Below are 14,151 nucleotides of genomic sequence, written 5' to 3' on the forward strand. Positions count from 1 at the left end.
CGACAGCATATGCTCCTTTCTAACTCCTTATTTTACATAATATTTTTCTCGTCAATTTATAAACAACCTCGAATATAGCCACTATTTTTCACTAAATGCGATCTGAAGACCAATCCAGCCTAACAGCAGACCTTTGATGACGTTAATCCGTTTGGCCAGCAACTGATTCCCGAGGAGCACACGGCGCAATTTTTCCGAACACACGCTAACAGCGGTAAAAATGAATAATGCTTGAACGAGAAAAATAATTCCAAGCCCAAACATTTGCCCGCTTGTATGTCCTAATGACGGATTGACAAACTGCGGCAGTAACGCTAGAAAAAATAGCGATACTTTCGGGTTTAAAAGGTTCATCAAAATCCCTTTTTTATAGAGCGCTTTATACTCCGCAGGCTTCGCGTCATTAAAAGCAAATCCCTCTTCTTTTTCCTTCCACGACTGCCATGCCAAATAAAGTAAGTACGCCGCACCAGCATATTTCACAAGCGAAAATGCTAACGTTGATTGGTAAATAAGCGCGGATACGCCAAGTGTAGCGGCGGTAATATGAACAATCAATCCCGTACAAAGCCCAAGCGCCGTCGCAATGCCTGCTTGTTTATTTTGCGAAATGCTTTGCGCAATCACAAATAAAATATCCGGCCCTGGCATCAGCGTCAATAGCACTGCTACCCCTAAAAAAGACAACACAAGCCCCCAATCCATGTCCGTCCTTCCTTTCTCTATAGTTTCGTACGGATATTCCATAGCTCTGGGAAAAAGCGATGGTCAAGTACTTTTTTCAAATACGTTACACCAGATGAACCGCCGGTGCCCGTTTTATGTCCGATGATGCGTTCGACCGTTTTCATATGGCGGAAACGCCATTGTTGTAACCAATCTTCGATATCAATTAGCTTTTCTGCCAATTGGTATAGCTCCCAATATTGGTCAACGTTTTTATAGACCGCAAGCCACACCGCTTCCACGGTCGGATCTTCTTCATACGACTCGGAATAGTCGCGGGCAAGCAGCGCAGGATTAATCGAAAATCCAGCCCGCGCTAATGCCTTTAATGCCACATCGTAAATGCTTGGCGCATAAAGGGCACGTTTCAATTCTTCGTGTAATCTAGGATCTTTTTCATAGATTTTGACGATATAATCCGTTTTATAGCCGAGCGCAAACTCAATCATGCGATATTGGTATGACTGAAATCCGGATGCTTGCCCTAACCGGTCGCGAAACTCCATATACTCCGATGGAGTCAACGTGGATAATACATCCCACGCATGAATGATTTGTGACTGAATTTTCGACACGCGTGCAAGCATTTTAAACGCTGGGTCCATGTCGTTTCGTTCAATCGCATCAATTGCCGCGCGCAATTCATGCAAAATCAATTTCATCCATAATTCGCTCACTTGGTGAATAATAATAAACAACATTTCGTCATGATGATCGGAAAGACGTTTTTGGCTTGATAACAGTGCATCTAGCTGCAAATAGTCGCCATATGTCATTTTATGTGACATGCTCCCACCGCCTACGCTTCGCTTAGAGGTGGGGGCTTCTCAGGTAATCCCATCTCATGACGGGAAGTTGACTGAGCGATCCCCGTGTGTCCCACGGTTCGAGGACAAGTTAGGCTATCGCTAATCGTTTCATGCCCTCATGTTTGATATTGATTGCCGCATTGACGTCCCTGTCGCTCTCGAATCCACATTCACAGCGGAATGTACGCTCAGAAAGCGATAAAGATTCCTTTACTTGACCGCAACATGAACAAGTTTTAGATGACGGAAACCACTTATCTATTTTGATAAGCTTTTTCCCTTGCTCCTCTAACTTGTATTGGAGAAATGTCGTGAACATCCCCCAGCCGTTGTCATGAACGCTCTTGCCGAAATTCAGGACTTGCGACATCCCTTTCATGTTGAGGTCTTCGATGACCACGCAATCATAAAGTTTCGCTAATTGGTGCGACTCCTTATGCAGAAAGTCTTTTCGTTGGTTCGCCATTTTTTCATGTAGCTTTGCAATTTTCAGACGCTGTTTATGCCAACGATTAGACCCTTTCTTTCGGCGTGATAATATCCGTTGTTCTTTCGCTAATTTTTCCAATGCTTGCCGATAGAAACGAGGATAATTGGCTCTCTTACCCTCGCTATCGACATACAGCGTATTCATGGAAAAATCAAGCCCAACAACCGTTTGTATTTCTTTTGGTACAGGTTGATGTTCGTGCTCTGTAAGAATAGAAACATAGTATTTTCCTGTTTTTGTTTTCGTGATCGTACAAGCCTTGATGATATGGTGGGCAGGAATCTCCCGATGTTGCTTGAACTTGACCCATTTCAGTTTGGGTAACTTGATATAGCCATCTGAAAGTTGAATATTGCCATTGACCACATTTGTGGTGTACGACTGTTTCGCCTTGCGGTTTTTGAACTTTGGAAATCCAGCACGACCCGAAAAGAAATTTTGAAACGCTTTCTGCAAATTCAATTGGGCGTTTGCCAGCGCAAGGCTATCCACTTCTTTAAGCCAAGGAAACTCCTTTTTGTACTTGGCAGGGGTCGGAAATGTTTGTTTTTTCAAAGCTTCTTTGTCGTCTTTGAACTTTTCATAAATTTGTATGCGTTCTTCAAGCATTTTGTTATAAACGAAACGGACACAACCGAAGGTTTTGACAAGCAGCTGTTCTTGTTCTTTTGTTGGGTACAAGCGGAACTGATAGGCTTTGTTTACCATATCGACACCACATCACTTCATCCCTTGATTTTCTATATATTTTTTTATTACTTCAAGGGGGGCACCGCCCGTTGTAAGCAGGCAAAAACTTCTTGACCAAAAATATTCTTTCCACAGTTTTCTTTTCACTTGCGGAAAATACTTTTTAATCAGTCGAGAACTTGCACTTTTATAGGCATTGATGAACTTTGATAGTTCACTATTCGGATGTGCTTTGAACAAAATATGCACATGATCCATATCGTGATTCCATTCGACCAAGGAAATATTGTAATTTTTCCCCAATCTCACAAACATATCTTTTGCATAGTCAGATATGGTATCATCAATCACTTGTCTGCGATATTTTACCACCAGAACAAGATGATAATACAACAGGAATACTGAATGGTTATTATTGTCTAATTTCATTGATAAAACAACCTTTCATTTTTCTAATACTGATTATATCATAACACAAAAAAAGAAACAACTCATACCTACGCCTCACCGAAATTCATCTCCCACTTTCACTTCGTTTAGAAGTGGGAGACTTCTTTCGGAAAGATGTTAAAATTTGCACCGTTTGCCATACGTCTTCAAACGTATTGTACAACGCCACTGGCGCTAAGCGAATGCCGTTTGGTGTGCGGAAGTCCGGTATAACCCCTTCCGCTTTCAACGCTTTGCAAATTCGAGCCGCTTCTGGATGTTCTAAATAGACATGCCCCCCTCTTTGGGCATCGTCGGTTGGATTGCCGATCGTAAATCCGTATTCTGCTAGTTCATGCTCTATTAATTCCATCATATAGCGCGTCAATGCCAACGATTTTTGGCGGATTTTCTCGATACCGACTTCACAAAACAGTGAAAGCGAACCGATCAAAGGCGCGGTGCTTAAAATATGCGGCGTGCCGATTTGGAAGGCGCCCGCATGCATTTCAGGCGTTAAATCAAGCGCCATATCGAATTGCTTCGCTTTTTTCGAACTAAACCACCCGCTCAATCCAGGCTCGCGCCTGAAATGTTTTTCATTTACATATAAAGCAGCGACGCTACCCGGTCCAGCGTTTAAGTATTTGTAGTTGCACCAAAAGGCAAAATCGATGCCCCAGTCGTGAAGCTGATGTGGAATCGCACCAACCGAGTGGCATAAATCAAATCCGATTATAATGCCGCGCTTATGTGCTTCTTCTGTCAACATCTTCATATCAAACAGCTGCCCGCTGCGATAAAGAACACTTGGCAATACAATAAGGGCAATCTCATCCGTCATTGCCGCGATAATGTCCGCTTCGTCAATTGTCCGTCCGTCTCTGCTTTTAACGAGCACTAAATGCTCTTCTGGGTCATACCCTTTTAATTTCAATTGGCTTTTGAGCGCATAAATGTCCGATGGAAACGTGAGCTCATCGGCTAAAATTTTTGTTCGCTCACTTGTCGGACGATAAAACGTTGCGACTAATTGATGAAGGTTGACTGTTGTTGAGCCAGTCACAATAACTTCTTCTGGCTTACCGCCAACAATCGAGGCCATCTTCTCCCCTAATGACTCTGATAAGTAAAACCACGGATATTTTCCGCTCGTCCAGCCGTCAATTCCATGCGTTTTCCATGCCTGCAATATGTCAAAAAGCGCCTGCTCGGCTCGCTTTGAAAGCAAGCCAAGTGAGTTTCCATCTAAATAAATTGTTCCTTCTGGCAAATAAAACTCCTCTCGGTACGGCGCTAGCTCGTCTTGTGCATCAAGCAAACGCGCATATTGCCGTTCATATCGGAACATTTCCTCTTCGCCACCTTTTGTTTTGAATTTTCTTTATTTTTAGTTAAAATAATATAGAGAAACTGACACGATGTCAATGACATAATGTCATTAGTGAAAAGGAAGTGACCGACATGAAACGCCAACAAAAAGCGCAACAAACGCGGCAAAAAATTGTTGCTGCTGCCTATGACGTGTTTTTGCAAAACGGATTTCAAAAAACAACGATTACGCAAATTATAAAGCAAGCAAATATTGGCTACGGCACGGCGTACGTCTATTTTCAAAACAAAGACGAGATTTTTATTGACATCATGGAAGATGTGATGCAAAAATTTTACGCAATTGCCGAAATGCCGTTTGCGCCGAAAACAAAAGGAGAAGCAGTGCACCTTATTCACCATCAAGTTCGGCTGTTTCTTGAACTAGCCGTGCAAGAGAAAGCGCTATTGCGAGTGATGAAAGAGGCGATCGGCATCTCCTCCATTGCCGCAAAAACGTGGAAACATATTCGTGAACGTTTTATTGCCCGAATTGCCGAAGATGTTGCATATTCGCAAAAAAACGGATTAGCCAACTGCCATTTGCAGCCGCAATTAGTGGCACGTGGCTGGTTTTACGCAAACGAAATGTATATGTGGGAATTAACCGAGCCGTCTGTACCGTTTTCGCTAGAGGAAGCAGCACTGCACTTAACTGAAATGTATACAAACGGAGTATATAGCTAATTATCGCTTTCTGCTCGGCGCGTATTCCACGTCGTATATTAGTTTATGAATAACATCATGAACAATCATCGTTCTCCCCTCCATTCGTAGTTTCATTGTAAAAAATTTGCAATCATCCGACATCGGAATGGAGGTGGAAAATTATTCATACTTTCGACGGAGCTATTGGTTAACGAGAGCAACAATCGCAACGCTTATCGGTATTTTTGCAATCGCTTACGTAACGCCTCTTTATCGATCAGCGGCTCAGACGTTGTTGGTGTTTCCCATTGTTTTTTATAGTCTTCGAACCAATCAGGCAAAAGTTAGCGGCGAATCGGCGTGCGCTTTTGTGGCACGAAGCGGCGCCGTTTTCGTCGTTTTGCTTTTTCGACATCTTCGACCGTTTCGTACCGTTTTGCCTGCCAGTCATACAACACAGATTCCGCATACTTCCATGACGTACTTCCGTATTCAAGCGCGGTTTTTAGCGCTTCTAACACGAGTGGCGCATTTGTTTTTTCCATCCAGTCACTTATTCGTTTTTGAATATAATCATTATTTGGATAAAAATGATATTGTTGATAGAACGACCATATCTTCTTCTTTTCTTCTTGTTTATCATCATTGTTTTGGATATGTAAATGATATATTTTATACTGTTTATTTAGAACAATGTTTTCTAGTAACATCGTCTGCTCCATTTGGTCAAATGAATGAGCGGTTGTGGTGTTTGTTATAAGTTCTTGGCCTTTCTTCCCCAAAATTCGTTGCGCAACTAGCGTCTGGCTCGTTTTTTGCACATGGTCGCCAAGCGTAAACTCATGAAGCATTGCTTGTCTATCATGAGCGACTGTCTGGTCATTATAAACAATTGCTTGGTCATTAACTGTCTGTCCATCATCAGACGTTGGTTGTTCATCATAACTATTGTGATTGTCATCTTGAACAGCCAAAAGCGCTATTTGCTCTTTTCGGTGTCCTGTTGGTTTGATTTTTTTATGTTGATTATTTAGAACAATGTTTTGTTTTTGTAGTTCTTCGTAACAAATGCGGTACGATTTCGTTTGGTCAATTTTGTTGCGATTTCGATTCACTGCTTCGATATAGCCAAGCCGCTCTAGCCGTCGAATAACGCGGCGAACGGTGCTTGGCGACCAAAACGGCATAAATTGCTGCCATTGAGCATACGTGAGCATGATCCACTCCGCCTCTTCGTCTTGCAATAACTGATGAAGCACACTAAGCACAATGCTTTCATTCAACCCAATTTAACAAGCAAGCTGTAGTGAACTATTCATTCCTCTTCTCCCCCTTCTCCTTTTCTATCGCTTTTCTAATGAGGAAAAGATAGATATGAGTGAAAAAAGGAATTCGAGAATATTTAAGGCAAGCTCGTGTATTGAGAAAATGGAAAAGCAATGATTACCATTAAAAGATTCGACCATGAGCAAATTTGCATTCTATAAAATTAATAGACATATCTTGAATCTTAAGCCAAGCCTCTACCTTTCGCTTAGAGCGTTTATCATCTGTTGTTCGATACACACCGTCCGTGTGAATGAACTACCTTGCGAGGGCGATTTTTCATTTTAGAAAATCGAGATTTCTAAAAAAATTTTGAACATATAAGTTGAAATTTTGTTTTACATCCAGCTGATTACCTTCCACGTTATACCATATCAGCTCGTATTGAGATGAAAGCAGAAACGAAAAATCGGAAATTCTTTATTGCAACTTATACAGTATTGACGAACTCTTTTTTTTTTTTTGTTATAATTTATGAAAATATTACCTTCGAAGACTCTTCACCACAAGTTGTAAAAATGCTTTGTAACGAATTTGTGAGTATGTCATTATAGGAGAAGATAGAAAAATGAAAATCTCAAAGAAATTCGTGTTCTTACTAGTTTTTTCCTTATGCATCTCTACATCTTTAGAGGGGGAATATGCATTTGCAGAGGATAATAGCACTAGTGGGGAGAACATTGGTTCTTTAGTTGAGAATATAACCGATGCTCAAGATATCGTAGACCCTACTGTTTTAGAGCAAGGGAATGTTGCTGTGGTTCAAAATGAGGCGGGAACCATACAAATTCCTCTCGATTCGAATGTAATTACAGTTAACGATGAGGACATTGAGAAGAATGAGTTGAAAATTACTCTTCCAAAATTAAACTCGGAAGATGCAGTTAAAACAGAAAATGGAACGATTGTTTATCATAGTGCGAATGAGCCATCTGATTTAGCCGTCCAACCAACGACTGAAGGGATTCGTTCCTTAATAGTCATTAAAGATGCGTCAGCACCATATGAATATAGATTTACTATAGATGTTCCTGACGGAGAGAAATTAGTTTCAGCTGCCGAGTATCTAGGGGAAGAATTTGACACTGGTGAAGTTTTTATCGTTGATTCTGACAATAAGATTCAGAGTGTTTTTGCCCCAGCTTGGGCAAAAGATGCAAATGGCGATCCAGTTCCGACACACTTTATTATTAAAGGAAACGACATAATACAGGTAGTTGATTTTAATGAGAATACAGCATTTCCAATAGTTGCTGACCCAAATTGGATGAAAATCGCGAAATGTTCTGCAGCTTTAGCAGGATTTGTAGGATTTAATTTATTTGCTGCTGCAAAGGTAATAAAAATTAAAAGATATATAAAAGAACTAGGTGGAGTAGCTGAAGCAGCAAAATTGCTTGTTGAGGCAACAACTTGGGAGGAGAAACTGCGCGTAGGAGGACAGGCTCTTGTAGGGCTTGCAGGGGAACTTACAGGGATAACTGGTGTATACGAGGCTTGCTTTAAATGAAGGAGCGTTGTCAATAATGAGAGAGATTGCGGTGATAATGAATTTATTATGTGGTTTATTGGTGTTAGTATCAGGAACTATCTACTTTAAAAATACCTTAAAACTTAATAAAATCAATTCACCAAAAGAAGTGAATGTCCAAAATATTTTAAAAGCATTTGATACTGACTTTTTTAAATATCTTCCTGTAGCTTTTATTTCTATGACCATTCCTATTTTTATAAAAGGTACTCATTTAGAAGCAATCACAGAAGTGTTTTTTCCGGCTGTTTTAATAACAGCAGCGATAGAGAGCTTTCATTATCTGTTCAAACATTGGCTTACTAATAAAATAAGATATATAGGATATTACAAATGTTTGTTTATTATCCTACTAGGAATTATTAATGGTCTTTCTATTCTTGAGTTTTAAGAATTCATTTGAATTGGAATGAAAAAATCATCTCGGTTTTTGCCTAGAGAGCGAGAACTGTGAGTATTAGCCTTTCAGAGCACTGCAAATGATTAAATTGCAGTGTTTTTCGTTTGAGAAAAGGAAGAAGGAATCGTTTCAACTATATACATGCAACTGGGGAGTTTCACTTATTTTTTCGACTGTCGGAGGCAAGCCAAAGGCTTGCCTGCGTCACGCGTTCGCGTGACAGAGAACCGAACAACGAGCCGCCTCCCAGACAAATTCATTTGTCTGGGAGCGGTGTTGTTCGGTCGCCCGACAGTCGAAAAATGTTAACACTTCAATGTGCATTTATATAGGAAGTACCGGAAATCCTTAACTGATCTCTTTGAGTTCTTCACTAAAAGTTTCATCTGACCACGTATGCAAAGAAGATATAATTACATCGTGTAATCGTTAAAAAAATAAAAATTCATCACGATACAATGACAATAAAGCGTCGAAAAAAAATCTTATAAAAAAGCGGTCTTGCCTCTGCGTTTCCGCTTCTGGCAAATACCGCTTCTATGCTTGGTTGTTCGTAAGAAGTTGTCTAAGCGAACTGTTGGTTGTTTCATTTCTCGAACGATGACACTATCTGATTTTCTCCAACGCCGCCGTTAATGTTTGCACTAAAAACACAATGTCTTCGTCTTCGATTGTTAGTGGCGGTGATAATGTCAATACGTTGTTATATCCAGCGACCGTCGTTCCGTTTTTGCCGATAATCAGTCCGTTTTCCTTACAAATTCCGATTACTTGATTGACGAGCGCTACATCAAGCGGGGCTTTCGATTGTTTATCTGCCACTAATTCAATCCCGATGAGCAATCCTTTGCCGCGGACGTCGCCGACGTACGGATGGTCGTAGAGGAGGTTTTTCCATTCATTTAGTAGCTGTGCGCCGACGTCGTGCGAACGTGTTGCTAGATTTTCTTTTTCCATGATTTCTAAATTCTTTACTGCAAGCGCGCATGCTGCTGGGTTACCGCCAAACGTATTGACGTGGCGAAAATAATCGTACTCTTCCGTCCCTTTGAACGTTTCGTAAATATCTTTGCGAACGGCGGTTGCAGATAGCGGCAAGTAAGCGCTTGTAATCCCTTTCGCCATCGTAATAATGTCCGGCTTTACGCCATCATGCATAAAGCCAAACGGTTTGCCCGTACGCCCGAACCCGCAAATCACTTCGTCGACAATAAGCAAGGCGCCGTGTTTTTCACACACTTCTTTCACTGCTTGCAAATATCCGTCCGGTGGAATAAGCACTCCGCCACCGGTAATAATCGGCTCCATAATGACCGCGGCAATCGTTTCGCTTAATTCCCATGTCATGACTTGGTCGATCGCCTTTACTGACTTCAGCTCGCGCGGGTCGGTTGCCGTTTCCTCGTCCCGATAGCTGTCCGGAGGCGCGACATGAATAAATCCTGTCGCTAGCGGCTCGTATTTATATTTCCGCTGCGCCTGTCCCGTCGCGGCGAGTGCCCCCATGGAATTTCCGTGATATGCCCGATAGCGGGAAATAATTTTATAGCGGTGATAGTCGCCTTTTTGTTGGTGATATTGTCTCGCGATTTTAAAAGCGGTTTCATTCGCTTCCGATCCGCTATTGGAAAAGAAAATGACATATTCGTCGCCAAGCCATTCGTTCAATTTTTCTCCTAATTCAATCGCGGGCACGTGGCTTTGGGTCAGTGGAAAATAGGCGAGCGTTTTTAACTGTTCATACGCTGCTTTTGCCAATTCTTCGCGCCCATAGCCAACGTTGACGCACCATAGACCTGCCATCGCATCTAAATATTTTTTCCCTGTATGATCCGTCACCCAGCAGCCTTTCGCTTCTGTTACAACAAGCGTCGATTGTGGGCTATACGGCTTCATCGAATGCCATATATAGCGCTCATCTTTCGCAAGCAGCTGGCTTTGATCTGTTTGCACCATTATCATCCCTTCTTTCGTCCAAATTAAAAATCAAACCGAGACGTAATCATTTTCTTGCGCGTATAAAAGTTCACTCCATCTTTACCGTTGACATGTAAATCGCCATAAAACGAATCTTTCCAGCCAGAGAATGGGAAGAACGCCATCGTCGCCGGTACGCCGATGTTAATGCCAAGCATCCCCGCATCCGCCTCTTCGCGGAATTTTCGTACCGCTTTCGCGTCTTTCGTATAAATCGTCGCGCCGTTTCCGTACCGCGATTGGCGAATATAAGAAAGCGCCTCATCTAAATCGGCTGCACGCAATAAGCTAAGGACAGGAGCGAAAATTTCTTCTTTTGCAATCGTCATTTCTGGGGTCACGTGGTCAAAAATTGTTGGCCCAAGGAAGTTTCCTTCCGTCATTTCTTCCATTTCTTTACGACCGTCTCTAAGTAGCGTGGCCCCTTCTTCAATCCCTTTTTCGATATAGCTAAGCACCTTTTCGCGATGTGATTGGCGAATAACTGGCGTCAATAATACCTCTTCATCTAAACCGTTGCCGATCGTTAATTCGTCTGCCTTTTGCTTTAACGTTTGCACAAATTTTTCGTTCTCGCCAACGACAACAACGGCACTGCACGCCATGCAGCGTTGTCCAGCGCTTCCGAACGCCGAGCTAATGACGTGCTGCGCAGCGAGTTCAATATCAGCATCTGGCATGACGATATGATGGTTTTTCGCCCCAGAAAGCGCTTGTACCCGCTTCCCTTTCGCTGCCGCTCGCTCATATACGTATTTGGCAACCGGCTGTGAGCCGACGAACGAAACCGCACGAATATCTTCATGGTCGATTAACGCATTCACAACATCGTGCGCTCCGTGCACGATATTAAGTACCCCTGCTGGCGCCCCTGCTTCCGTGAACAGTTCTGCTAATTTATTTGCTAACATCGGCGTGCGTTCGGACGGTTTAAGGACAAACGTATTTCCGCATGCAATCGCCAACGGGAACATCCAAAGCGGCACCATCATCGGGAAATTAAATGGCGTAATGCCGCCGACAACCCCAAGCGGATAACGAAACATCTCCGAATCAATGTCTTCGGCAATTCCCGCTAACGACTCTCCCATCATTAACGTTGGGGCACCCGCCGCAAACTCGACGCACTCGATGCCGCGCTGAATTTCCCCATATGCTTCTTTATACGCTTTGCCGTTTTCTAACACGATGAGCTTCGCCAATTCTTCATGGTGCTTATTTAGCAAATGATGGAATGAAAACATGATGCGCGCCCGCTTCGGAACCGGGGTGTTCCGCCACGTTGCAACCGCTTTTTTTGCAGCTTGCACCGCTTGCTCGACATCTTCTTTTGTCGAGATCGGCACTCTCGCTAACACTTCCCCCGTTGCTGGATTTGGTACTTCTAACGTTTCCGTTCCACTTGATTCCACCCATTTTCCATCAATAAAATTTTTTAACACCGTTGTTTCTTTTTTCGTTACAGCCATTTTGTTCCCTCCTAATGACGATAAACTGTACTCTCATTATCTCGCAGTTTCAAAAGGCATTCATTAGACAAAATGTAAAAATAGCACATCCCTCCATTCCACAATATGACAAGCGTGAATCGTTTTATTCCAAAAGATTTGGCAAATATTCATACGCATAAATCATACATTCCATCGCCAATCGCTTTTCCGGATGCATAAAATCATCGCCTAATAGTTGTTCAAGCTTTTGAAGGCGGTGATAAAGTGTTTGGCGCACAATAAAAAGCTGTTCGGCTGTCTCTTTTTTCGAACCGTTGCACGCTAAATATACTTTTAGCGTTTCTAGTAACTTTCCGTTATGTTTTTGGTCATATTGAATAATTGGAGCTAAATATTCGTTCACTATGTCACGTAAATTGCCAGACGCGTCCATTAATGAAACAATTCTTGCCATATGCAAATCTTCATAAAAGTAGCTAGCGGCTTTTTTGCCAAGACGTTGTTGGATACGGCTTGTTTCTTGCGCTGTTTGATAGCTTTTCGGGAGCGAGGCAAGGTTGTCCACAAATTTGCCAATGCTTAATCCAATCGATAGTTTTTTTTGCATAAACTCCGATTGCAACAGACGATCAATTCCTGCTTGCATCCGTACTTTCCATGTGTGTACGTCGCGTGTATTTACAAAAATAAAAAGAAGAGAATGGCGTAACTGAACGGAAAATAAATGGAAGCCTTGTTGTTCAAAAATCGTCCGAAACAGTAGGAGAAAATACGTTACATCTTTTAATCGTTTTGCCGGCGGGAATTTGCAAAGCACAACAACGCCACCTTTGGGCTTTACTTGCGGAGCGTGCTCGGTGAAATAAGCAGCAATTGCTTGCGGGCTATGCTCTCCTTCTATCCAGCCTTTCAGCCATTCTTGTTCGGCCAATCGCTTTTTTTCCTCAACGTACAAATCGCGCAATAAATGCTGGGCGATGGCGGTTGCTGTCCGATCTAAAATAAGCAAATCAAATTCGCTTATTTCTTGGGCGGTAGAAAGAATGGAGAGCCGAGCATAGTCGTTGTAAAACAGCTGTATCGCTTGGGAAGCGGTTTGCTTCGACGGTTGTTCAACGGATGCCAACCATTCCTGCTTCTTTTTTTCCGAGCATTCCGGAACGAACTCTGCCTCTTTTCCATTCATTTGAAACAATACTTGATGGCCTAAATAATGGTGTAAAAACTTTAAAATCTCGTAATAATGGTCAATCGCCAATAACTTTTTGTTGAGCTGTTGAGAGTATGCTTCTAAATTAGCGATCATTTGATAGTGGCGGTTAATTAAGTACGTATGAATATCTTGTGTAATTTCAACAAACGGAACTTCTTGTAAAAAAAGAAGGATTGGAAATTGGTGTTCATCCGCCAATTGAATCACTTCTTGCGGAATCGAGGAAGTATGGGTACCAATTTCGATACATAATCCAGAGGCGTCGCATTCAATCAGCTGCCGCAAAAAGGAAAGAAGGAGCGATTCGTTCTCTTTCCAGCCAACACCAGTAGATAAAATCAATTCTTTTCCTCTTAATAAATGATGAATGTTAGTCACTTCGACGACGTGCACCCACTTCACGATGCGATGCACCCCTTGGTGTCCCGCAATTACTTTTGCGTTTTCAAAATGTTTTCGCTTCAACACATCTGCCACCGTGAATTGAAAATGTTCGTGCATGCTCCCACCCCCTCGCTTTATTACCATACGTATTCCGCAAAAACATTGCCATTCCTGCCTTATATAGATGCACTTTGAAACTTCCACATTTTTACCGTTTCCATCGTTAGTTTTCGACTGTCGGGCGACCGAACAACATCGCGTTCTCTGTCACGCCAACGCGCGACGAAGACAATCCACAGGCTTGCCTCGATATAGAAAAAGGAACGAGTTGCCCCGTTCCTTTTATTGGTTAATCGGCATATACAGACGAATGTCGTTCATCATGCGCTCGAACTGCTCGTGATCAAGAAAGTCATCGCTTTTCCAGTTCTCCACAATCCAACGCACTAATTCTTCCGGTGTGTTAAACACTTCACCGCTTGTATCTGCCTTGCGAATCATGTACCTTCCGTTGTCTTCATCAATCGTTACTTCGCATGGAAACGCGCCATCTTTTGCTTGTAAGTAAAACTCCACCGCAACCTCTCCTTTATTTGAAAATGAAGGATTTTTAATAGCTATGCATTGTTCGGTTGCTGTATGATACGTACGGAAAAATATTTACGAGCGTCTGCACTGTCAACTCCCCCCCACTTAGCTAACGCTT

At 42.3% G+C, this 14,151-nt stretch carries 13 protein-coding genes; 3 read left to right on the plus strand and 10 right to left on the minus strand.

Annotated features, from left to right (window positions below; all coding sequences use genetic code 11):
• Nucleotides 1-81: 81 nt before the first annotated feature.
• From GFC30_RS10725 to kynU, 5 genes are all read right to left on the minus strand, one after another.
• Nucleotides 82-705 carry a LysE family translocator gene (locus tag GFC30_RS10725; RefSeq protein WP_066325324.1) on the minus strand — a complete coding sequence of 208 codons (624 nt, stop codon included), beginning with the start codon at nucleotides 703-705 and terminating at the stop codon, nucleotides 82-84.
• Between the two features lie 17 nt (nucleotides 706-722).
• Nucleotides 723-1,514: a tryptophan 2,3-dioxygenase gene (gene kynA, locus GFC30_RS10730; protein WP_066325333.1), complete on the minus strand. Its 792-nt coding sequence runs from the start codon at nucleotides 1,512-1,514 to the stop codon at nucleotides 723-725.
• A gap of 109 nt (nucleotides 1,515-1,623) precedes the next feature.
• Complete coding sequence (locus tag GFC30_RS10735; RefSeq protein WP_066325341.1) at nucleotides 1,624-2,733, minus strand: RNA-guided endonuclease InsQ/TnpB family protein; 1,110 nt, start codon at nucleotides 2,731-2,733, stop codon at nucleotides 1,624-1,626.
• Nucleotides 2,734-2,745: 12 nt separating this feature from the next.
• Nucleotides 2,746-3,144: an IS200/IS605 family transposase gene (gene tnpA, locus GFC30_RS10740; protein ID WP_066325346.1), complete on the minus strand. Its 399-nt coding sequence runs from the start codon at nucleotides 3,142-3,144 to the stop codon at nucleotides 2,746-2,748.
• 85 nt (nucleotides 3,145-3,229) lie between these two features.
• Nucleotides 3,230-4,495, minus strand: a complete 1,266-nt coding sequence (gene kynU, locus GFC30_RS10745; RefSeq protein WP_066325348.1) for a kynureninase — start codon at nucleotides 4,493-4,495, stop codon at nucleotides 3,230-3,232.
• 113 nt (nucleotides 4,496-4,608) lie between these two features.
• Between kynU and GFC30_RS10750 the strand changes: the two genes are divergently transcribed.
• Nucleotides 4,609-5,202 carry a TetR/AcrR family transcriptional regulator gene (locus GFC30_RS10750; protein ID WP_066325349.1) on the plus strand — a complete coding sequence of 198 codons (594 nt, stop codon included), beginning with the start codon at nucleotides 4,609-4,611 and terminating at the stop codon, nucleotides 5,200-5,202.
• Nucleotides 5,203-5,507: 305 nt separating this feature from the next.
• On the opposite strand, the gene GFC30_RS10755 is transcribed toward GFC30_RS10750, so the two are convergent.
• Nucleotides 5,508-6,380 carry a DnaD domain protein gene (locus GFC30_RS10755; RefSeq protein WP_158512135.1) on the minus strand — a complete coding sequence of 291 codons (873 nt, stop codon included), beginning with the start codon at nucleotides 6,378-6,380 and terminating at the stop codon, nucleotides 5,508-5,510.
• A gap of 677 nt (nucleotides 6,381-7,057) precedes the next feature.
• On the opposite strand from GFC30_RS10755, the gene GFC30_RS16905 reads away from it, so the two are divergent.
• Together GFC30_RS16905 and GFC30_RS10765 are read left to right on the plus strand one after the other, a co-directional pair.
• Nucleotides 7,058-7,999 (plus strand): hypothetical protein, encoded by a 942-nt coding sequence (locus tag GFC30_RS16905; RefSeq protein ID WP_066325359.1) that lies wholly within the window; start codon nucleotides 7,058-7,060, stop codon nucleotides 7,997-7,999.
• Nucleotides 8,000-8,015: 16 nt separating this feature from the next.
• Nucleotides 8,016-8,411, plus strand: a complete 396-nt coding sequence (locus GFC30_RS10765) for a hypothetical protein (protein WP_066325361.1) — start codon at nucleotides 8,016-8,018, stop codon at nucleotides 8,409-8,411.
• 615 nt (nucleotides 8,412-9,026) lie between these two features.
• Here GFC30_RS10765 and GFC30_RS10770 read toward each other — a convergent pair.
• The 4 genes from GFC30_RS10770 to GFC30_RS10785 form a co-directional block, all read right to left on the minus strand.
• Complete coding sequence (locus GFC30_RS10770; protein ID WP_066325363.1) at nucleotides 9,027-10,376, minus strand: aspartate aminotransferase family protein; 1,350 nt, start codon at nucleotides 10,374-10,376, stop codon at nucleotides 9,027-9,029.
• A gap of 23 nt (nucleotides 10,377-10,399) precedes the next feature.
• Nucleotides 10,400-11,866 carry a CoA-acylating methylmalonate-semialdehyde dehydrogenase gene (locus GFC30_RS10775; protein WP_066325365.1) on the minus strand — a complete coding sequence of 489 codons (1,467 nt, stop codon included), beginning with the start codon at nucleotides 11,864-11,866 and terminating at the stop codon, nucleotides 10,400-10,402.
• Between the two features lie 124 nt (nucleotides 11,867-11,990).
• Entirely contained in the window at nucleotides 11,991-13,562 is a 1,572-nt protein-coding gene (locus tag GFC30_RS10780) for a PucR family transcriptional regulator (protein WP_066325367.1), read from the minus strand.
• Nucleotides 13,563-13,787: 225 nt separating this feature from the next.
• Nucleotides 13,788-14,021, minus strand: coding sequence for a hypothetical protein (locus GFC30_RS10785; protein WP_066325369.1), 234 nt, complete (start codon nucleotides 14,019-14,021; stop codon nucleotides 13,788-13,790).
• Nucleotides 14,022-14,151: the final 130 nt, after the last annotated feature.

The sequence above is a fragment of the Anoxybacillus amylolyticus genome (assembly GCF_001634285.1).
Classification (GTDB): Bacteria; Bacillota; Bacilli; order Bacillales; family Anoxybacillaceae; genus Anoxybacteroides; species Anoxybacteroides amylolyticum.